The following is a 20,614-nucleotide window of genomic DNA, read 5'->3' on the forward strand; positions in this document are numbered from 1 at the left end:
ATCAGAAGTTGCCGTACGGCGTCCCAGTCACGATCGAATAGGCGGCCTCCCCGAGGACCGCCAGCTCCAAACCGCCTGCGAGCGGGAGCAATCCGACGTCTGCGGCGATCGGATAGCCGATCGCGTTGACCAGACCGGCCAGGGGCTGACCGTTGACCATCTGGCTCACCCCGTTGAGGAACAGGTTCAGGTCGTAGGACGGCAACGAGACCAGGACCGCGGTGGTGATGTCCGCCGTCGGCAGCAGCGTCGAGTAGGCGGTCGAGAACGCGGTCGTCGCCGTCCCGACGATCTGGGTGTTCGCCGACTCCAGGCTCAAGATCAGGTCGGTTGGCGTGGGCGGCCCGGTGGGCAGGGCCAGGGTGCCGGGCGATGACGAGAACGACGTCAGCGCCTGCGAGATGTCCTGCAGCGACGGGAGCCGCGGGGGTAACTCGGCGTAGAGGTCGCCGATCGCGGCGCCGATGCCCTGGTGGATCCCACTGACCAGGGCGGGCCCCAGGGCGGCGGTGTCGCTGAGCGGCGGCAAGTATCCGAACGGCGTCGTCACGTTGGCCGGCCCGGTGGACCAGCCATAATTCGGATCGCCGTAGCCCCAGTTGACCAGGGGTCTCAGGACCGGCTGCACCAGATCGGCGATCGGGTTGCCGACATAGGCGATGTGCCGCACCGGATCCAGCAGCGGCAGGTTCTGGGTCGGAATCATGTAGAAGGTGGTGGTCGTCGGTCCCTGCGTCGGCTGGACGACCGCCGAATTGATCTGCGTCGGCGTGAGATTTTCGTAGCCCCCGTGCACGGTCACCATTCCCACCACCGCATTCAAGTCGGCGAAGATATCGATCGGGTATTGCGGAAAGTCGGCCCAGCCGTCGTACTCGAGGGTGTAGACCTTGGTCACGAAGTCATTGGTCGGCATCGGACCAAGTGTCGAAAAACCCAACGTCGGGAGATTCAAACCCGGGAAGCGCGCATCCCAGCCCCCGTTGGGATTCATCGAATTACCAAGCAGCACAAAGTTTATCGGCAAATTGCTCGGCGTGCCGGCCGGGTCCAGCAGCAGCATTTCCAGTGCGGCGATGTTGGCGCCCTGTGAATAACCGAGAACGTTGACGGTGTTTCCGGCGGCGAGCTGTTGTTGGATCGCGTTGTTCAGGGCCGTGACGCCCCGCGCGATCGATATGTTTTGCATCAAGTCCTTGATGCTGCTGTCCGGATATTCGCCTGCCGGCATGAACAGGGCTTGGACAAGGCCGACGGGAAAATTGGGCGCCACGTACTTGCTGACGACGTTCGCGACAAAGGTTGCGGGAGGGAAGGGCATTCCGCTGCCGCCCAGGACGAAAGTGACGGGCGGGTCAGCCAGCGGCGCCGCGCCGACGGCCTCGGCGTTGGCGTAGGCGTTGCCGGCCGCGGTCAGCGTCTCGGCGAACGCACCGTGAACCGCCGCGGCGCGACCGATCAGCGCCTGCCACTCCTGGCCGTACGCGTTGAATAGGCCCGCAACCGCCTCGGACACCTCGTCGGCGGCGGCCGCCGCCACGCCGGTCGTCCTGCCCGCGACGGCTGCCGCGGCGCCGTCAAGCGTTGTCCGGATCGCCGCAACGTTGGCCGCCGCGGTCGCCAAGACCTGCGGCTGCGCCAGCACGTACGCCATCGGTCCCTCCCTCGCACGCCAGCATAGGGCGGTCCGGCGGGCGGGGCGGGCGTTCAGGCCAGGCGATCGTCGGGCAAGTCCTCGGCCACAAGGCCTTTCACCTGTTGGTAGTAGATGACCTTGCCGCCACCGGCCCAATTGCCCTCGGGGATCTCATGAATCAGCGTCCAAACGTGAAACGCCCGCGGTCCCTGCGGCTCGATTCCCGCCGCGGCGCACACCGCGCCGTGCACGTCGGCGGCGAGCTGTTCCTTGCGGTGCTGATCCAGCGCCCCTGCGAACACGGTCAGGTCGACCCGGAAGCGCGGCGCGCCCGGGCCGCGGCCGCCGACCGAGAGCTGGTCGGCTTCCATCGCGTGTAGGTACACCAACGTGTTGTCCCGCAGAAACGGTGTGTCCGGGGCGCGTTCGGCGCGCAGCAGCGCGGTCACCAGCTCGTCGGCCAGCCGCCCCAACGCGTCGTCGTCCACCGAGCCGCGCACGAAAGTCAGGTCGATCATCGGCATCGGTACACCGCCTCACAGCTTTCGCAGGCCGCGCACGACCTTGACGTAGGGCGCGGTCGCGGATGCGCTCTTGCGCAGACTCGGTTGGATGGCACCGGCGTTGCCGACGACGAGGTACCGCAGCCCGTTGTCACGGAAGTCTGCGATCTGCTCGATTACCTCGTCGGGGGTGCCCACCGCGAACAACTCCCGCACCAGCGATCGCGGCGCCTTGGCCGCGTAGGCAAGTGCCGTTTGCTCGTCGATGGTTTGCGGGATGAGGTCCTGCACTCCGGTGAAGTCGGTCCCCATCGGATGTTCCGCGCCGTGGCGGGCCCAGTCTTTGGCCGGACAGTTCAGCGTGAACACCCGCGCGATGTCGCTGTCGACGACCTCGTCGACCTCGTCGCGGGACCGGCCGGTGACGATGAACCGGATCAGCGCGGGGGTGATGGCCATGGGGTCACGTCCGGCGTCGGAGGCCGCCGTGCGCACGATGTCGAGTTGCTCGCCGTACTCGGTCGCGCGGGTCGTCCCGGGGAACCAGCCGTCGGCGTATCGCCCGGTGGCGCGCATCATTCGGGGACCGTGCGCCGCGATCCAGATTTGCGGCCATTTGCCCTTGTACGGCGGCAGCGCGAAAGTGGCCTTGTGCAAAGGGAAGAACGGCGAGTCGCGGGTGACCAACTTGCCGTTGGAGTTCCACAGCGCCCGGATGGTGGCCACCGCCTCCTCGAAGCGCGCAACCGGCTTGGACCAGTCGACGCCGTAGGGCGCGTTGCTTTCCCGCTCGCCGGTTCCGATGCCGAGCACCGAGCGGCCGCGGGTGAGCAGGTGCAGCGACGCGGCGGCCTGCGCGGTGACGGCCGGGTTGCGCCTGCCGGTGTCGGTCACGGCGATTCCCAGGCGCATGCGGCCGAGCCGGTTGCGGCCGGCCAGGTAACCGAGCATCGTCCATGGCTCGAGGTGGGCGTCCATCTTGGGAATGATCTTTGCCGCGCCAACGTGCTTGGGGGTCCACATCGACGGCGGCAGCACCGAATTGAGATGGTCGGCCACCCAGAAGGAGTCGGCTCCGCAGGCGAGTCCGGTCAGGTAGTCGGCGTGGATCAACGGCTTCGGGCCGAAGCGCGAATTAATCGTGTTATGCATGACGCCCACGCCGAGACCGGCCATTGTCTTCGCTCCTTCGAGCCGCCGGCCACAGACTAGCCGATCGGCTACTCGGGACGATAGATCACGCAGCGCGGTTCATCAATGGTCAGCCGAGCACCGGGACCAGCAGCCGCGACGACGAGCGAACCGTGTTCAAGCTGCTGGTCCCGACGCTCGCGTGGCGGAAGTTCATGATCACGGGAGCCGACGGGTCCTGGTCATCGCTGGTGAGAATCAGGCGGATGCGGTGACCGGCCCTGAACCGTCGGGCGTTGGGGACCAACGGAATTCGATACTCGACGTCCTCGCCGAGCGGTACCCCCCGCGCGGTACGGCACGGCAACGCGGGCGCGCCGGGGCGGCTGGTCGCCTCGTCGACCTCGCGCATGCTGGCGCGTAGCCAGCCGGCCGTCACGTCGGTGGCCTCGCCGTCGGGCGCCACATCCTGCAGCGTCGCCATCCAAGCGGTATCGATCGCGGTCGCCGAGGCGACCAGCTGCAACTCGATGTCGCCGACCACGTCGAGGTCCGTATCGAGAGGTCCGCTCGTCCAGGTCAGCGCCGACGGCGGATCGATTTCGCTGGGCTTGACGCGGCCCAGGCCGGGGCCCAGGACCATGAATTCGCGACCGCCCGGCTCGCCCTCGTCCTCGCTCAGCCTGCCGTCGGTGCGCAGGGCGAGTTCGCGATGCGGTGCCTGCGACGGCGGCCACGAGTCCGCGGTGCGCCACTCGTCGGCGCCGGGCAAAAAGTACCGGATCGGTGGCCCGTCGGTGATCCCGGTGTCGAGCCCCTTCAGCCAATGGTCGTACCAGGCCAGCGCCTCAATGTGCATGCTCTCCCACGGCCAGGTCAGCCCGTACTTGCCCAGCATGCCGATCCGCACACATGCGTTGTCCGACAACCCTTTCCACGTGGTGAAGGTTGAGGGAAGGTGCAGCGGCACGTTTTCCCAGTCGCACCCGAGGTAGACCGGGACGTCGATTTCCTTGAGCAGCGGCAACAGGTTTCGCTCTTCCCACCATTCGTCGCGGGTCGGGTGCTTGAGGACGGCCTCTTGCCACAGCTCGTCCCACGGGTGCGGGTTGTGCGGCAGGCGAAGAACCCGGCGCAGCATGGTCACCGCCGCCTCGCCGTTGGCGGTCTCGAATTTCTTGTGCACGCGTGGGCTTTTCAGTACGCGCCGGGCCAGGCCGACCGGCTTGCTGCGCCAGAGCCTGTCGCTGCGTTCGGCGGTCAGGCCCGTCATGGCGAGGAACGGTGTGACAAACGACGAACTGAGCAGGCCATGGTGGTTCGCGCCGTCGTACAGGTCCGCGGTCACGGCCAGCGGGAAGATCGCCTTGAGGTGCGGCGGCCGCTCGACGGCCGCCTCGAGCTGGGTCATCGCGAAGTAGCTGATGCCGATCATGCCGACGTTCCCGTCGCACCATGGTTGGGCTGCGACCCACTCGACGAGATCGTGCACGTCCCGGCGCTCCTGAGCGTCGAACAAGCCGAAGGTGCCCTCCGAACCGCAGGTGCCGCGCAAGTTGGCGATGACGTGCGCGTAGCCGCGTGGCACCCAGAAGTCCGTCACGCCGGCCTCGATGAAACCGGCCGGGGCGCCCAGGTCCTGTACCTGCCGCGGATAGGGCGAGGCCGCGAGCAGCGCCGGGAACCGGCCGTCGGCCGCGGGCCGATGAACATCGGCCAACAGCCTGGTGCCGTCGCGCATGGCGATGGCGGTGTTGATGTCGCTGCGCTTCGCGTGTCGCGGCTCGCTGAGGTTGCGGTATTGCCGGCCGGTGGTCTGGGGGCCGTTCAGCGTCGTGATCATAGTTTCACGCTACGTTGAAACTAGTCTCAACGCAAGATGAAATTTCACGGTATGGTGAGACCGTGGCAAAACGGTCGATCACCCCGGGCCCGCGCGACGAGCGTGGCGTGCTGGCCGCGCGCATCGTCGGCGCGGCCCGCGACGAATTCGCCGAACACGGCTGGGCCGGCACGGCGATTCGGGCCGTCGCCCGCGCGGCGGACGTCGATCCCGCGCTGATCTACCACTACTTCGGTTCCAAGGAGGGGCTGCTCGACGCCGCCACCACGCCGCCGCAGAAGTGGCTCGATTCGGTCACCGCGACGTGGGCCACGCCCAAGTCCGAACTTGGCGAGCGACTGATCCGCAACGTGCTCGACATCTGGGCCGACGAGGACGTCGGCGCCGCGCTGCGCGCGGTGGTGCTGACCGCCGCCCACGAGGCCAAGACCCGCGAAAAGCTGCGGCTGATCGTGGAGGGCGGCCTGATCGGCGGATCCACCCTCGGGGACGACGAGGACGAGCGGCGGCGACGCAGCGGCCTGATCGCCAGCCAGCTGATCGGGTTCGCGTTGTTGCGCTACGTCTGGAAGATCGAGCCGATCGCCTCGATGCCCGAGGACGAGGTGGTGGCCGCGATGGCGCCCAACCTGCAGCGCTACGTCGACGGCGACATCGCCGCGAATTGAGCGTGATGCGAGCGGGTGAACCGCGAGAATGAGCAAATGCGTCTGACGGTTGTGCTCGGGGTAGCCCTTGCTTTGGTCGCCAGTGCCGCGCCCGCGCAGGCCAATCCCGATGTTCCCCCGGTCAGCGACGCTGCGCGCGCGGCCGGGTTCGTCGACGTCCGCAGCGTGGTCCCCGACGCCATCATCGATCTGCGCTACGCGACGACGAACAATTTCACCCACACGCAGTTGTATCCGTCCGACGCCCGGTGCCTGGTGCACCAGTCCATGGCCCCGGGGTTGGCGACGGCCGCGACGGCGCTGCGCCCGCAAGGCCATGTGTTGGTGTTCTGGGACTGCTACCGCCCGCACGATGTGCAGGTCAAGCTGTTCAACGCCGTGCCCAACCCGGCGTGGGTGGCTCGCCCGGGGGCGTATGCGCACAGCCACGAGTCCGGGCTATCGGTCGACCTGACGTTCACCAGCGTGCAGCAGCAGTGCCCGGCCGAGCGGCAGGTCGACGGTTTGTGTCTGGCCGACATGGGCACCGATTTCGACGACTTCTCCTCGCGCGCAACGGCTTACGCGACCCAGGGCGTCACCGCCGACGAGCAGGCGAACCGGGCCCGCTTGCGGGACGCCATGCAGTACGGCGGGCTGGCCCCTTACTCCGGGGAGTGGTGGCACTTCGACGGTCCGGGCGCAGCGGTCGACCGACCGATCCTCAACGTCCCAGTCGACTAGGTGTCTCGCATACTGAGACAGAAATATCATATTGTGAGTCACACGGCTAGGCTCGGACCATGGACGACGACCACCGGGCCCGCTACACGCACGGACATCACGAGTCGGTGCTACGCAGCCATCGGCGACGCACCGCGGAAGACTCCGCCGCCTACCTCCTGCCCCACCTGAAGCCAGGGTTGACCGTGCTGGACATCGGATGCGGCCCCGGGACCATCACCGCCGACCTTGCCGAACGGGTCGCCCCCGCGGCGGTGACGGCCGTCGATCAGGTCGCCGACGTCCTGGACGTGGCCCGCGCCGAGATCGAAGGGCGCGGCCTGTCGAACGTCACGTTCGCGACCGCCGACGTGCACCGCCTCGACTTTCCCGACGACGCGTTCGACGTCGTCCATGCCCATCAGGTGCTGCAGCACGTCGCCGATCCGGTGCGGGCGCTGCGGGAGATGCGGCGGGTGTGCCGGCCGGGCGGCATCGTCGCGGCGCGCGACGCCGACTACGCCGGCTTCATCTGGTTCCCAAAGCTTCCCGAGCTGGATCTGTGGCTCGATCTCTATCGCAAGGCGCACCGCGCCAACGGCAGCGAACCCGATGCCGGCCGGCGGCTGCTGTCGTGGGCGCTTCAGGCCGGCTTCGACGACGTCACCCCGACGGGCAGCGTCTGGTGCTACGCGACCCCCGATACCCGCGACTGGTGGGGCGGGATGTGGGCCGACCGAATCCTGCACTCCGACGTGGGTCGGGACCTGCTGGCGTCCGGGCTGGCCACCGCGACGCAGCTAGTGGAGATCTCCGCGGCGTGGCAGGCCTGGGCCGCCGCCCCGGATGGCTGGCTGTCGATGCCGCACGGCGAGATTCTCTGCCGCGCATAGCCTCGCGGCACCGCCGTTTTACCTGCTCAACCGTGTGGTATTGGCATTCTCTTTTTTTGCAAGTACGTTATTCACCGATGGATAATACGGCCCACACTCCGTCTGGTATCCCGCTGCGGCCCGTCTACGGGCCGGCGGACGTAACCGCGGCGCCTTCGCAGCCGGGGGAGTTCCCCTTCACCCGCGGCAACTTCGCGTCCGGCTACCGCGGCAAGCTCTGGACTTTCCGCCAGTACTCGGGATTCGGCACCGCCGAGGAATCCAACCGCCGTTACCGCTACCTGCTCGAGCAGGGCGGGACCGGGCTGTCGGTGGCGCTGGACCTGCCCACCCAGTGTGGGTACGACTCCGACGACCCCGAGTTCGGCGAGGAGGTCGGCCGCGTCGGCGTCGCGGTCGACACGCTGGCCGACTTCGAGATCCTGTTCGACGGCATCCCGCTGGACAAGCTCAGCACCAGCATGACGATCAACGGGACGGCCGCCATCCTGCTCGCGTTCTACGTCGCCGCCGCCGAGAAAAAAGGGATACCCCGGGCGAAGCTCACCGGGACCATCCAGAACGACATCCTCAAGGAGTACGCCTCGCGCGGAACCTGGATCTGGCCGCCGGAGCCGTCGCTGCGGTTGATCGCGGACACTATCGAGTTCTGCGCGGCCGAGGTTCCGAGGTTCAACGCGATCTCGGTGGCCGGCGCGCATTTCCGTGATGCCGGGGCCAACGCGGTGCAGGAGATGGCGTTCACCCTGGCCGACGGGGTGACCTACTGCGACACCGTGGTGGAGCGCGGCCGCATGACGATCGACCAGTTCGCACCCCAGATCTCGTTCTTCTTCTACACCCACGGCGACTTCTTCGAGGAGATCGCCAAATACCGTGCGGGGCGGCGTCGTTGGGCGACCATCGTGCGGGAGCGCTACGGCGCGACGACGGACAAAGCGGCGATGTTCCGGTTCGGCTGCGTCTGCGGTGGCGCGTCGCTCTACGCTCCGCAGGCGCACAACAACATCGTCCGGGTGGCCTACGAGGCGATGGCCGCGGTGCTGGGCGGTGTGCAGTCGATGTTCACGGCGGCCTGGGACGAGCCGTTCGCCCTGCCCACCGAGGAAACCACGACACTGGCGCTGCGCACCCAGCAGATCCTCGCCCACGAAACCGGAGTGGCCAGCGTCGCCGACCCGTTGGGCGGGTCCTACTTCGTGGAGGCCCTGACGGATGCGACCGAGGCCCGCATCATCGAGATCATGTGCGACCTCGAGCGGCACGGCGGCATGGTCCAGGCGATCGAGGACGGTTACCTGCAGGGCCTGATCGCCGACGAGGCGTTCAAGATGCATCAGGAAGTCGAAGCCGGCACCCGCCCCGTCGTGGGGGTGAACCGGTTCGTGACCGAAGAGCCGGAACACGACGTCGTCACCTACGAGCTCGACGCCGAAGGGCGCGATCTGCAGCTCAAACGATTATCCAAGGTCAAAGCCGAAAGGGATTCGGCCGCAGTCGAATCCAGCCTCGCAGCGCTGTCCCGTGCCGCCGAAGGAAACGACAACCTGATGCACAAGTTGATCGACTGCGCCAACGCCTATTGCACGGTCGGGGAAATGGTCTCGGCGCTCAAAGCGGTGTGGGGCGAGTTCCAGCAGCCGGTGGTGTTCTAGGTGGCGGTACGAATTCTGGTGGCCAAACCCGGCCTGGACGGACACGACCGCGGCGCGAAGATCGTCGCGCGCACGCTGCGCGACGCGGGCTTCGAGGTCATCTACACCGGCATCCGCCAGCGCATCGAAGACATCGCGTCGATCGCCGTCCACGAAGACGTCGCGGTCGTGGGCCTGAGCATCCTGTCGGGCGCGCATCTGGCGCTCACCGCGCGGACCGTCGAGGCGTTGCGCGCCGCCGACGCCGCGGACATCGCCGTCGTCGTCGGGGGAACCATCCCGCACGCCGACGTCCCCAAGCTGCTCTCCGCCGGCGCCGCGGCGGTATTCCCCACCGGGACACCGCTCGACGTTTTGGTGCGCGACATCCGCGCGCTGACCGGCACCCCGGACCCCGAAGCAAAGGAAACACAGTGCGCGTCGGAGTGATGATCGGCGCCGAGCGTGGCGACATGGCCCGCAAGGTGGAAAAGCTCGTCTCCGATATCGAATGGGCCGAATCCGCGGGGCTGGACACCGCGTGGATGCCGCAGGTGCCCAACGACTTCGACTGCCTGACCATGGTGTCGCTGATGGCCGCGCACAGCTCGCGCATCGAGCTCGGCACCGCGGTGGTGCCGCTGCAGGCCCAGCATCCCATCGCCCTTGCCCGCCAGGCGCTCTCGACGCACGCGGTCGCCGGCGGCCGATTGGCGTTGGGCGTCGGGCCGTCGCACCACTGGATCATCCGCGACATGCTGGGCTTGCCGTACGAGAAGCCCGCCGCCTACACGCGCGACTACCTGCAGGTGCTCAACGCCGCCATCGCCGGGCCCGGACCGGTCGACGTCGAGAACGATTCGTTCACGGTGCACAACCCGCTGGCGATCGGGGCCGACACCCCGATGCCGGTGCTGGTCGCCGCGCTGGGGCCGGTGATGCTGCAGATCGCCGGCGAACTCGCCGACGGCACCGTGTTGTGGATGGCCGACGAGCGCGCCATCGGCGACCACATCGCCCCGAAGATCACTAAGGCCGCCGCGGATGCCGGCCGGCCTGCGCCGCGGATTGTCGCGGGCATCCCGGTATGCCTTTGCGCGCCTGCACAAGTCGACGAGGCCAAGAAGCGGGCCAACCGCATCCTGGGCGAGGCCGAGGTGTCGCCGAACTACCAGCGGCTGCTCGACCGCGGCGACGCCCGCGACGTCGGTGACTTGTGCGCGGCCGGCGACGAGCATGCCATCCTGGCCCGGATGCGCCGATTCGCCGACGCCGGCGTGACCGACCTGTCGGTACGGCTGCTGCCGATCGGCGACAACCGGGACGAGCTCGTCGCCTCCAAGCGCCGCACCCGCGACATGATCGGCTCGCTCGCCGCGGAGTTGCGTTGACGGCCGACGCGGGCCCGCTGGCGGGAATACGCATCCTCGAGGTCGGCACCATGCTGGCCGGTCCGTACGCGACCATGCTGCTGGCCGACCTCGGCGCCGAGGTCACCAAGATCGAGCCGCGCGGCGGGGAGATCTCCCGCGGGGTCGGCGCCAGCTACTTCGCCAGCCTCAACCGCAACAAGTCCAGCGTCACGCTGGACCTGAATTCCGAAGCGGGACAGCGAAAGCTGGGTGAGCTGGCCGCCGAATCGCACGCGCTGCTGGTGAACCTCAAGCCGTCGGCCATCCGGCGGCTGGGCCTCACCTACGACGAGCTACGACGGCACAACGAGCGCATCGTCTGCGTCGCGATCACCGGATTCGGCCTATACGGCGGCGACGATCCGGCTTTTGATTATGTGGTCCAGGCGGGCGTCGGCACCGCCGCCCTGACCGGCGACCCGGACGGCCCGCCGACGCTGCCCGGCTACTCGTCGGCCGACAACTCCACCGGAATGTGCGCCGCACTGGGGCTTTTGGCCAAAATCATCTCCGGAACCGGCGGCCAGGTCGACGTATCACTGCGCGACGTGATGCTCTCGCAGCTCAACTACCACGCTGCGGCCTACCTCAACAACGGCGTCGAGCCGCAGCGGCGCCCCCATGGCGCCCACTCGTACTACGTTCCGGCTCAGCTCTTTCCAACCGCGGACGGACATTTGGCGCTGTTCATCACGCACGACGGCTTTTGGAAGTCGTTCGCCGCCGAGGCGGGTATCGGGGGATTCGAAACCATGGCCGAGCGCGTCGCCCGCCGCGACGAGGTGCTCGCCGTCGTGACGGCGATGCTGGCGACCGACACCGCCGCCGGGTGGGAACGGCGGCTGCGTCCCCTCGGCGTCCCGGCCGCGGCCGTCAGGACGCTGCCCGAAGCGCTCAAGGCGACGCCGGAAGTCGTTGTGACGGCGGGTGATTTCCGCCTCGTCGGCAGCCCGATCCACGTGTCGGGCTACGAGCCCGGCTACCGGCCACCGCCGGAACTAGCCGACGGCTGACGCGGGCGGCCCGGTGAGGTGGGCCTCGGCGAGTTTACGAAAGGCCGAGACGAGACGGCCGCGGTCGCCGGCGCGCGTCGCCAGAACGACGTGGCAGGGCTCGACGCCCTTCAATGGGACCGTGGTGATGTCGGGCCGCAGCGCGCTGCCGCGAAAGCCGGCCGTGATGGCTACCGCCTGCCCGGAGGCGATGACTTCGAACTTGTCCTCGAGCGCGTCGATGAACGGTCCATCGGGCGCTCGGCGCCCGTCCGGGCGGGGATCGATGCGCCAGAAGGCACTCCACGCAGGGTCGGAGTCCCGGATCCGCGGCATCGGTTCGTCGGCGATGTCGTCGAGGGTCACGAAATCCCGACCGGCCAGGCGGTGGTCGACGGACACGGCCAGCATCCGGGGCTCGTCGTAGAGGATGGTGACGTGCAGCCCGTCGGTCGGAAACGGTAGCCGGGTTACCACCGCGTCCACCCGGTGTCCGAGCAGAGCGTCGAGGGCCTGGCCCCAATCCAGATGTGACACTTGCACTTCGGCGTCCGGATGCTCGCGGCGCAGCTCGCGCACCGCGGGGGTGACGATCATCCCCGTGGTGTAGCCGATCGCGATGCGGCTGGGCTGCCCGGCGGCCCGGGCCTGGGCGGCGGCGTGCGCGGCGGAGCGCAGCAGCGCCCTGGCGCGGGGCAAAAACACCTCTCCGGCCTCGGTGAGGCGGGTGCCTTGCGGCGTTCGATCCAGCAGTCGAACGCCCAGCTGCTGCTCGAGTCGGCGGATCTGGCGGCTCAACGACGGCTGGGCGACGCGCAGCGCGCTCGCGGCCCGGCCGAAGTGGCGGTGTTCGGCGACCGCGACGAAATACCCGACAAGTCGCAGGTCGAGGTCGATAACCGGCGATGCCGATTCGGTCATGCGTGCAGTGTATCGCGATTGGTCGGGCTCGAATCTTGCGAAAAGGGCGCTCAAATGCGGCGATGCCAATTCGGTATCGCGCCATATGGAACAGGTCTTGGACATCCGGGGCGGGACGCCCATTGACTGGAAGTCGCGAATACGGTGCAACGAAAGGATCATCCATGCGGGTCTTTGTGACGGGCGCGAGCGGACACATCGGTTCGGCCGTCGTCAACGAACTCATGCAGGCGGGATACCAGGTCACCGGGCTTGCCCGCTCCGACGAGTCCGCCGCGGCGCTCGAGGTCAAAGGTGTGCGGGTGCACCGGGGCGACCTCGACGACCTCGACGGTCTACAGTCCGCCGCCGCGGCGGCGGACGGTGTCATCCACCTGGCCTTCAAACACGATTTCGACGATTTCGCGGGCGCCGCTGACACCGACCTGCGCGCCGTGCAGGCGATTGGCGAGGTGCTCGTCGGGTCCGACCGGCCCTTTGTCAGTACCTCGGGCACCCTGCTCCTGTCGCTGTTGGGGCAGGGCGGTCCGGCCACGGAACAGGACACGCTCGAAGGTGGACCGCGCGTCGACTCCGAGAACGCGGTGATCGCGCTGGCCAACCGCGGGGTGCGCTCCTCCGTGATCCGGCTCTCGCCGTTGGTTCACAGCGATCTCGACCACCACGGCTTCGCGCACCACCTCATCGCCACCGCCCGCGAGACCGGGAAGTCCGCGTACATCGGTGACGGCGCCAACCGCTGGCCCGGGGTCCACACCCTGGACGCCGCGCACCTGTACCGGCTGGCGCTCGAAAAGGCCCCTGGCGGAACGCGTTTGCACGGCGTGGCCGACGAGGGCGTGCCATTCCGCGATATCGCCGCCGTGATCGGCCGCCACCTCGAGGTGCCGACGGTCAGCATCCCAGCGGATGAAGCCGGTCATTTCGGCTTCCTTGCGCTCTTCGCCGCACTGGACAATCCGACGTCGAATGCGCTGACCCGCAAGGTGCTGGACTGGAAGCCCGAGGGGCCGGGGCTGCTGGAGGATCTCGATGCTGGCCACTACTTCGGACGGTGAGCGACACCGTGGCTGACGCGGTCGTCGACGCGACTCGAAAGGCGCTGGGGCCGGTGGGCGTATGTCTGCCCGTCTCGTTCACCGACACACCGTCCGCCGACGCGCTGCGCGAGACCGCGCACAGGCTGGAGCGGGCCGGATACCGCGCCGTGTGGACCAACGAGGTGATCGGCAAGGACGCCCTGGTGCAACTCGGCATGCTCCTGGCGGACACCGAGCGCATGGTGTTCGGCACCTGCATCGCCAACATCTGGGCGCGGCCCGCGCAGACCATGCACGCCGCGGCCGCCCAACTGGCGCAGGCGTATCCGGGTCGGCTCGTGCTGGGCATCGGGATCGGATATCCGGAGCAGGCGACGAGCGTCGGCCGGGAATTCGGGCGCCCACTCAGCACGATGCGCGACTACCTGGAAGGGATGAACGCCCCGACGTGGCCGCCCGCGCCGGACGCGCCCTACGCCCGCATCGTCGCCGCGAACGGGCCGAAGATGCTGGCGCTGGCGCGGGATCTCGCCGACGGGGCGCTGCCGGCCGGGCTACCGCACGAGTTCACCGCCCAGGCGCGCAGCGCGCTCGGACCGGACAAGCTCTTGGTGGTCGGCCTGTCGGTGGTTCGCGACATCCAGGCCGCCCGCGAGTCGGTGTCGGCGAGCCTCGCCGTGCCGTCCTATGCGTCCCGGCTGGCGGGGCTGGGCTACTCGTCGCGCGACATCGACGAAGTCAGCGACCGCCTGGTCAATTCCGCTGTCGCTCACGGTCATCCGGCGAACATCGCGCGCAGCATCCGCGCACACTTGGCCGCCGGAGCAGACCACGTCACGTTGCTGCCACCGGTCGGCGCCGAATTCAATGCCGCCGTCGATCAACTCGAGGAGCTGGGCCCGGCGCTGGCCGGGCTGGGGGAGCCGGCCGTGCCATGACACTCGAAGCTACCGAGCAGCTGCCCGAACGTGCGGCTGGCCGCACATTCGGGTTCGAGTGTGCGGCCAGCCGCACATTGGCGGTCGGCTACCGCGACGTGAGCTGTTTCTCCGCGTAGAGCCGCGCCCACTCGGCACGCGACCGGATGGAAACGTCGACGTCGGAAGCCTTGGCGCGCAGTGCTTTAACCGTCGCCTGATCGCGGGGGGTGCGGGCGAACGGATCCCAGCTGAAGAACCGGCAGGCGTTGGCCCAGGTGATCTTGTCGATGTCGGAGTCGTCGGCGCCGGCGGCGTTCAGCTCGGCCAACACCTGCTCGGGCGCATCGGGCCAAAAGCAGTCCGAGTGCGGGTAGTCGCACTCCCACGCGATGATGTCGATGCCGATCTCGTGGCGCAGTTTCAGCGACGTCTTGTCGGTGACGTAGCAGGCCAGCGAGTGTTCGCGGAACACGTCGCTGGGCAGCTTGTCGCCGAAATCGCGGCGCAGCCACTTCTGGTTGGTGTAGTGGCGGTCGCTGCGGTCCAAATAGAAGGGAATCCAACCGATGCCACCTTCGGAGAACGCGAACTTCAGCTCGGGGTAGTTGCGCATCGCGGGGCCCCACAACAGATCCTGCGCGCACATCGCCGAGACCTGGGTGGCCAGGATGATCATGTTGTCGATCGGCGCGTCGGGGGCCATGCTGATCGCGCCGAACCCGGTGCCGATGTGCAGGCACATCACCACGTTTTCTTCGGACAGCGTCCGGAAGACGGGGCCCCAGTAATGGTCGTCGTGATAGCTCGGAAGCCCTTCCAGGTGCGGCAGTTCCGGCATCGTGACGGCCCGACAGCCCTTGGCGGCGACGCGGCGGATCTCGGCGCACATGCCGTCGGGGGTCCAGGTCGGCAGGATCGCGATCGGGATGAACCGGTCGGGGTAGGAGCCGGCCCATTCGTCGATGTGCCAGTCGTTGTAGGCCGACACCATTACCAGGGTGACGTCTTCGCGCGTCATGTTGAGGTGCCGGGCGGAGAACCCGGTGAAGGTCGGGAAACACATCGACGCGAGGATGCCGTTGCGGTTCATGTCCCGGACGCGTTCGTGAACGTCGTAGACGCCCGGTCGCATTTCGGCGAAACCGGCTGGGTCGCGGCCCCATTCCTCGGCCGGCCACGACACCACGGCGTTCAGCCCGCTCACGCCCTGCGGCCTGCCCTGGTACATCCACTGGTCGACGCCGTTGTCGTCGACCATGACGATTGGCGCCTCGTCCTTGTATTTGGCGGGCACGTGGCGCAGGAACATGTCCGGCGGCTCGACAACGTGGTCGTCGATGCTCACCAGGATCAGGTCATCGACATTCATCGGATCGGTCCCTCTAGCCGCTGCATTCGGCGGTCGTCTCCAGCAGTCGGGGCACGGGCGCGGGATCCAACTGCAGGGCATCGGACATGTGCAGCTGGCCGGCGTTGGCGATCATGTTGTCCAACACGGCTTGAAGATCGTCGCCTTCGATTTCATAGATCGCGACGTATGGGCCATTCCCGTCGACCGGACGAAACCGGCGTGCCGAGACGATACCGTCGAGCGCCAGGAGTTCGGGCAGATGCACTTCGTCGTACCAGGTGTTGTACTCCTGCTCGCGGTCTGGCGAGCTCGGCCGGCTTTCGACGTACATGATTCCCTTGGCCATTGCCGCCGCCTCTCTGTGGCTACTCGTAGCGCACCGTGACGGAATCCGTGTCGGGTACGCCCTGGCAGGTCAGAATGTAGCCCTCGGCGACCTCGTCGTCGTCGAGAGCGTCGTTGACCCGCATCGTCACGTGGCCCTCCTCGAGCCTGGCCATGCACGTGCCGCAATTGCCGGCCTCGCAACTGAACGGCGGTTCCAGGCCGGCTCGCCGGGCGCTTTCCAACAGCGTTTCGCCGGGGACCAGCGGGACCGTCGCCTTCTTGCGGTCGAGGTGAATGGTCACCGTGCCGACCTTGGCGCCGGTATCGGATGCGGGATCTGTCACCCGTGGAGTCTCCTCGATGATCGTGGTGACCGTCGCCATGACCGCCCCTCCCATATTTGCATTCTTCAGTATAGAGAATACTATTCTCACAGAGCGATAGGGTCTTCTCAAGGCGTTCGGACTGCTGGAAGGAACGGGACGTGACCGAGCCGGCAGCGCTCGTGTTCGAGGAACGGCGGTTAAGTCCGCCGCAGCTCGACGCGTTGGCCGACGGGCTGGCCGCGACCTTGACGAAACGGGGTGTCATCGCAGGTCAGCGCGTGGCGGTCATGGCGTCGAACCGGCCCGAGTTTGTGGCCGCCCTGCTCGCGATCTGGCGCTTGGGCGCCACCGCGGTCCTGATCAGCCCCGCATGGAAGCGCGACGAGGTGGACCATGCGCTGGCGATCACCGGCCCCGCCCACGCCGTCGGGGACCATCCGGTGCTGGGCGGCCTGATGCCGATGTTTCACCTGGACGAACCGATCACCCCCGGGGAGCCGATAGCTGGGTCACCGCTGCCGCGCGCCGACGCGGTGCTGGCGTTCAGTTCCGGCACCACCGGTCTGCCGAAGGCCGTGCGCCACACGCACGCGGCGTTACAGGAGGCGGTTGGGCACTGGCGCGCGGCGCTGCAGCTGACGGGACGCGACCGGATTCAGGTCGCCACGCCGCCGTCGCACATCCTCGGCCTGCTCAACATCCTCACCGCGCTGCGGACCGGCGCCCGGATGCGGCTGCATCCGCGATTCGACATCGACCGGATGCTGCACACGATCGAGGAAGACCGCATCACAGTCGAAATGGCGGTGGCGCCCATCGCGTTGGCGATCGCCTCGCACCCCGGGCTCGAAACCTACGACCTGTCCTCGCTTCGCTTCATCATGTGGGGGGCAACGCCCGTCAGCCCCAGCGTCGCCGAGACAGTGACCCGGCGGACCGGCATCGGTTGGGTGCCCGCCTACGGCACCACGGAATTGCCTGTCATCGCGTGTAATCCGCTGCAGGGGGCGAGACTTGACTCGGTTGGCCGCCCGGTGCCGGGGGTGGACGTGCGCGTGGTCTCGTTGGAGACCGGCCAGCCCGTCGGCCCGGGAGAGGTCGGCGAGATCCAGGCGCGATCGCTGTCGTTGATGGCCGGCTATCTGCCCGCCGAGGCGACCGCCGAGGCGATCCGCGACGGCTGGTATCGCACCGGGGACGTCGGCTGGCTCGACGGCGCCGGTTGGCTGCGGATCACCGACCGCCTCAAGGAGATGATCAAAGTTCGCGGGTTCCAGGTCGCGCCCGCCGAGATCGAGACGGTGCTACACGGCCACCCGGCCGTCAAGGACTGTGCGGTGTTCGGCGTTCCCGACGGCATCAACGGTGAGGCGATCGTCGCCGCCGTCGCGCCGTGCGCGCCCGTCGACCCGTCCGACCTCACCGCCCGGGTGGACGAGAAGCTAGCGTCCTACAAACACCTGAGCCGCATCGTGTTCGTGGACGACATTCCGCGGCTGCCCTCGGGCAAGGTGCTGCGCCGAGTGCTGAAGGAGTCTTATGGATGTACGTCTGACAGCTGAACAGCAGCAGCTTCGCGACGCCGCCGCCAAGCTGGCCGACGATCTCGGACCCGGAGCCGTTGAAGACCTCGACGACTCGAACCGAATCACGCGGCTGGACAAGCAGATTGAAACGACGGGGTGGCGGTCGCTGCGCTCCGACGGTGCCTCCGGTGTCGAAGTGGCGGTCGTCGCAGAGGAATTCGGGCGCCGATTGGTCGACGCACCGTTCCTGGGGCCGGTACTGGCCGACGATCTGGCGCGTCACGTGGGTGCCGAAAGCGGCGGTCTGACCGTCGCAGTGGACGGCGGGGTGATCGACGCCCGCGGCGCGCGGCGGGCCCTATCGCTCTCCGGCACCACGGTCCTGGCCACCGACGTGGCCGCCGGTCGCGCCGGCGCCGACCTGACCCGTGCCGAGGCCGACGCGGTGGGGTCGCCGACGACTCTGGGTGAGGTGTCGTCCGACGTGGCCGGGCGGTGGCGGGCGCTGGCGCTGGTCACCACGACCGCGGACCTGGTCGGCATCGCGCGCGGCGCCCACGCGGTCGCCTGCGACTACGCGAAAATCCGTGAACAGTACGGCAAAACCATTGGCTCCTATCAGGCGATCGCACACCTGTTGGCCGAAAGCCTGGCGCTGATCGAAGGTTCGGTGAGCGTGCTGCGCCACGCGGCATGGGCGGTGGACGAGCTCGCGCCGCCCGAGGCGATCCGGGCCGCCCAGATCGCCAAGATCTACTGCGCGCGCGCGACGCGCACCGTCTGCGAGACGGCGGTTCAGGTGCACGGCGGCATCGGCAACACCTGGGAATGCATCGCCCACGTCTACCTGCGCCGCGCGCTGACATCGACCGAACTGTGGCCCGTCACGTGTAAGGAGATCGACTTTGGACTTTCGTGATTCGCCCGACGAAGCCGCCTTCCGGGAGCGCCTGCGGTCGTGGCTTGCGTTGCACGCCAAGGAGTATTCCGGCTCCGGGGACGAGTACTGGGAACGCATGGCCGACTGGCACCGGGCCCTCTACGACAACGGCTTTTTCGGGCTGTCCTGGCCCCGTGACTACGGCGGCCAGGACTTGGCACCCGTGTACGACGTCATCGTCGACGAGGAACTGGTGCGCGCCGGCGCTCCGCCCCGTCCCAGCGTGGGCTATCTGGTTTTCGGCATCGGGCGGCACGGCAGTGACGAGCTGCGGAAGCGCTTCCTGCCCGGCATCATCAACGGCACCGAGCGGTGGTGCCAGGGCTTCAGCGAGCCTGGCGCCGGCTCGGATCTGGCCTCGCTGACCACCACCGCCACCCTCGAGGGCGACACCTATGTCGTGCACGGGCACAAAATTTGGACCAGCTACTCCGATGTCGCAGACTGGTGTCTGCTGTTGGCCCGCACGGATCCCGATGCCAAACGCCACCGCGGCCTGTCGGCGTTCGTGCTCAATATGAAACAGCCTGGCGTGCAACAGCGCCCGTTGCGAATGATGAACGGCGTCACCAACGAATTCGGCCAGGTGTTCTTCGACGGCGCCACGGTGCCCGCGGACCGGATGGTCGGCGCCCCCGGCGAGGGCTGGGCCGTTGCCATGACCGTCGTCGGACACGAGCGTGAGCCCTCGACGCTCGGCTACGCGGCCCGATACGGCAAGCTGGTCCGAAACCTGTTCGCGCGCAACTCGAACGATCAACGACCGGTTCCCGAAGAGCTCGCGTGGGCGGCGGTCGAGTCGGAAATGCTGACCCATCACGTCCGGCGGCGCCTGTCCGAGCAGCTGGACGGCGTCTCACACGGCCCGGAGGGATCGCTCGACAAGCTGCTGATGACCTGGGTCGAGCAATCGGTGGGGCACGCCGCGCTAGCAGTCGCCGGGACCCGCGATCCGGACCTGCTCAGCGCCTATCTGTACAGTCGCGCGCAGAGCGTGATGGGCGGAACGTCACAGATACAGAAGAACATCATCGCCTCGCGGATCCTGGGATTGGGAGTCTGAATGTACGACATGCCAAGCGAAATCGATGTCCGCGCCGACGGGGCGTTACGGATCATCACGTTGAACCGCCCGGACGACCTCAACGCGGTCAACGACAATCTGCACGTCGGCCTCGCGCGGCTGTGGCAGCGGCTGACCGACGATCCCGAGGCGCGCGCGGCGGTGCTGACCGGCAGCGGCAAGGCATTTTCGGCCGGCGGAGATTTCGCCTACCTCCAAGAGCTGTCCCAGGACGCCGCCCTGCGCGCCAAGACCATCCGGGACGGACGCGAGATCGTGCTCGGCATGGCGCGATGCCGAATTCCCGTGGTGGCCGCCGTCAATGGGCCGGCTGTCGGCCTCGGCTGCAGCCTGGTCGCGCTGAGCGACATCGTCTACATCGCCGAGAACGCGTTCCTCGCCGACCCGCACGTGCAGGTGGGTCTGGTGGCAGCCGACGGCGGTCCGCTGACCTGGCCGCTGCACATCAGCCTGCTGCTGGCCAAGGAGTACGCGCTGACCGGAACCCGCATCAGCGCGCAGCGCGCCGTCGAGCTGGGATTGGCCAACCACGTGGCGGCCGACCCCGTCGTCGAGGCAATCGCCTGCGCCAAAAAGATTTTGGAATTGCCCCAGCAGGCGGTCGAGAGCACCAAGCGGGTGCTCAACATTCACTTGGAGCGCGCGGTGCTGGCCAGCCTGGACTACGCGCTTTCGGCCGAACACCAGTCGTTCACCACCGACGACTTCCGATCCATCGTCGCCAAGCTGAACGCCGGCAAGAACTGATCGGGCAGCCGCGAGCGT

Annotated in this window: 21 protein-coding genes; 13 read left to right on the plus strand and 8 right to left on the minus strand. The window is 67.9% G+C overall.

Annotated elements, in window-relative coordinates; all coding sequences use genetic code 11:
• Nucleotide 1 precedes the first annotated feature (1 nt).
• The 4 genes from AWB92_RS04155 to AWB92_RS04170 form a co-directional block, all read right to left on the minus strand.
• Nucleotides 2–1,654: a PE-PPE domain-containing protein gene (locus tag AWB92_RS04155; RefSeq protein ID WP_085184181.1), complete on the minus strand. Its 1,653-nt coding sequence runs from the start codon at nt 1,652–1,654 to the stop codon at nt 2–4.
• A gap of 53 nt (nt 1,655–1,707) precedes the next feature.
• Nucleotides 1,708–2,160 (minus strand): tautomerase family protein, encoded by a 453-nt coding sequence (locus AWB92_RS04160; RefSeq protein ID WP_085184182.1) that lies wholly within the window; start codon nt 2,158–2,160, stop codon nt 1,708–1,710.
• A gap of 12 nt (nt 2,161–2,172) precedes the next feature.
• Nucleotides 2,173–3,291 carry an LLM class flavin-dependent oxidoreductase gene (locus AWB92_RS04165; RefSeq protein WP_277622278.1) on the minus strand — a complete coding sequence of 373 codons (1,119 nt, stop codon included), beginning with the start codon at nt 3,289–3,291 and terminating at the stop codon, nt 2,173–2,175.
• Nucleotides 3,292–3,400: 109 nt separating this feature from the next.
• Nucleotides 3,401–5,113: a CocE/NonD family hydrolase gene (locus tag AWB92_RS04170; RefSeq protein WP_085184184.1), complete on the minus strand. Its 1,713-nt coding sequence runs from the start codon at nt 5,111–5,113 to the stop codon at nt 3,401–3,403.
• Between the two features lie 62 nt (nt 5,114–5,175).
• On the opposite strand from AWB92_RS04170, the gene AWB92_RS04175 reads away from it, so the two are divergent.
• The 7 genes from AWB92_RS04175 (at nt 5,176) to AWB92_RS04205 (ending at nt 11,435) form a co-directional block, all read left to right on the plus strand.
• The gene (locus AWB92_RS04175) at nt 5,176–5,781 is read left to right on the plus strand and encodes a TetR family transcriptional regulator (protein ID WP_085184185.1); all 606 of its coding nucleotides are present in this window, start codon (nt 5,176–5,178) and stop codon (nt 5,779–5,781) included.
• Between the two features lie 36 nt (nt 5,782–5,817).
• The gene (locus tag AWB92_RS04180) at nt 5,818–6,504 is read left to right on the plus strand and encodes a M15 family metallopeptidase (RefSeq protein WP_085184351.1); all 687 of its coding nucleotides are present in this window, start codon (nt 5,818–5,820) and stop codon (nt 6,502–6,504) included.
• 59 nt (nt 6,505–6,563) lie between these two features.
• On the plus strand, nt 6,564–7,376 hold the full coding sequence (locus AWB92_RS04185) for a methyltransferase domain-containing protein (protein ID WP_085184186.1): 813 nt from the start codon (nt 6,564–6,566) through the stop codon (nt 7,374–7,376).
• A gap of 77 nt (nt 7,377–7,453) precedes the next feature.
• Nucleotides 7,454–9,031 carry a methylmalonyl-CoA mutase family protein gene (locus AWB92_RS04190; RefSeq protein WP_085184187.1) on the plus strand — a complete coding sequence of 526 codons (1,578 nt, stop codon included), beginning with the start codon at nt 7,454–7,456 and terminating at the stop codon, nt 9,029–9,031.
• Nucleotides 9,032–9,460, plus strand: a complete 429-nt coding sequence (locus tag AWB92_RS04195) for a cobalamin-dependent protein (protein ID WP_085184188.1) — start codon at nt 9,032–9,034, stop codon at nt 9,458–9,460.
• Complete coding sequence (locus AWB92_RS04200; RefSeq protein WP_085184189.1) at nt 9,445–10,401, plus strand: LLM class F420-dependent oxidoreductase; 957 nt, start codon at nt 9,445–9,447, stop codon at nt 10,399–10,401. Before AWB92_RS04195 ends, AWB92_RS04200 begins: the two co-directional genes overlap by 16 nt.
• A complete protein-coding gene (locus AWB92_RS04205) occupies nt 10,398–11,435 on the plus strand; it encodes a CoA transferase (RefSeq protein WP_085184190.1) in 1,038 nt (345 codons plus the stop codon). Before AWB92_RS04200 ends, AWB92_RS04205 begins: the two co-directional genes overlap by 4 nt.
• On the opposite strand, the gene AWB92_RS04210 is transcribed toward AWB92_RS04205, so the two are convergent.
• Nucleotides 11,421–12,335 carry a LysR family transcriptional regulator gene (locus tag AWB92_RS04210; RefSeq protein ID WP_085184191.1) on the minus strand — a complete coding sequence of 305 codons (915 nt, stop codon included), beginning with the start codon at nt 12,333–12,335 and terminating at the stop codon, nt 11,421–11,423. The two genes, AWB92_RS04205 and AWB92_RS04210, sit on opposite strands and share 15 nt — an antisense overlap.
• 164 nt (nt 12,336–12,499) lie before the next feature.
• Here AWB92_RS04210 and AWB92_RS04215 point away from each other — a divergent pair, with 164 nt between their 5' ends.
• Both AWB92_RS04215 and AWB92_RS04220 read left to right on the plus strand, forming a co-directional pair.
• Nucleotides 12,500–13,393, plus strand: a complete 894-nt coding sequence (locus AWB92_RS04215; RefSeq protein WP_085184192.1) for an SDR family oxidoreductase — start codon at nt 12,500–12,502, stop codon at nt 13,391–13,393.
• Nucleotides 13,390–14,313: an LLM class flavin-dependent oxidoreductase gene (locus tag AWB92_RS04220; protein WP_085184193.1), complete on the plus strand. Its 924-nt coding sequence runs from the start codon at nt 13,390–13,392 to the stop codon at nt 14,311–14,313. The genes AWB92_RS04215 and AWB92_RS04220 overlap by 4 nt, the downstream gene beginning before the upstream one ends.
• 88 nt (nt 14,314–14,401) lie before the next feature.
• On the opposite strand, the gene AWB92_RS04225 is transcribed toward AWB92_RS04220, so the two are convergent.
• From AWB92_RS04225 to AWB92_RS04235, 3 genes are read right to left on the minus strand one after another with little or no spacing between them, the layout of a single operon-like run.
• Nucleotides 14,402–15,664: an amidohydrolase family protein gene (locus AWB92_RS04225; protein WP_085184194.1), complete on the minus strand. Its 1,263-nt coding sequence runs from the start codon at nt 15,662–15,664 to the stop codon at nt 14,402–14,404.
• 13 nt (nt 15,665–15,677) lie between these two features.
• Nucleotides 15,678–15,992 (minus strand): DUF4286 family protein, encoded by a 315-nt coding sequence (locus AWB92_RS04230; RefSeq protein WP_085184195.1) that lies wholly within the window; start codon nt 15,990–15,992, stop codon nt 15,678–15,680.
• A gap of 19 nt (nt 15,993–16,011) precedes the next feature.
• A complete protein-coding gene (locus AWB92_RS04235; RefSeq protein ID WP_241523356.1) occupies nt 16,012–16,371 on the minus strand; it encodes a 2Fe-2S iron-sulfur cluster-binding protein in 360 nt (119 codons plus the stop codon).
• A gap of 86 nt (nt 16,372–16,457) precedes the next feature.
• Here AWB92_RS04235 and AWB92_RS04240 point away from each other — a divergent pair, with 86 nt between their 5' ends.
• The 4 genes from AWB92_RS04240 to AWB92_RS04255 are packed head-to-tail and all read left to right on the plus strand — an operon-like array spanning nt 16,458 to nt 20,596.
• Complete coding sequence (locus AWB92_RS04240; RefSeq protein WP_085184197.1) at nt 16,458–17,861, plus strand: class I adenylate-forming enzyme family protein; 1,404 nt, start codon at nt 16,458–16,460, stop codon at nt 17,859–17,861.
• Complete coding sequence (locus AWB92_RS04245) at nt 17,839–18,744, plus strand: acyl-CoA dehydrogenase family protein (protein ID WP_085184352.1); 906 nt, start codon at nt 17,839–17,841, stop codon at nt 18,742–18,744. Before AWB92_RS04240 ends, AWB92_RS04245 begins: the two co-directional genes overlap by 23 nt.
• A complete protein-coding gene (locus AWB92_RS04250) occupies nt 18,731–19,828 on the plus strand; it encodes an acyl-CoA dehydrogenase family protein (protein ID WP_068179144.1) in 1,098 nt (365 codons plus the stop codon). Before AWB92_RS04245 ends, AWB92_RS04250 begins: the two co-directional genes overlap by 14 nt.
• Nucleotides 19,829–20,596, plus strand: a complete 768-nt coding sequence (locus AWB92_RS04255) for an enoyl-CoA hydratase/isomerase family protein (RefSeq protein ID WP_085184198.1) — start codon at nt 19,829–19,831, stop codon at nt 20,594–20,596.
• Nucleotides 20,597–20,614: the final 18 nt, after the last annotated feature.

The organism is Mycobacterium sp. IEC1808 (genome assembly GCF_002101935.1).
Classification (GTDB): domain Bacteria; phylum Actinomycetota; class Actinomycetes; order Mycobacteriales; family Mycobacteriaceae; genus Mycobacterium.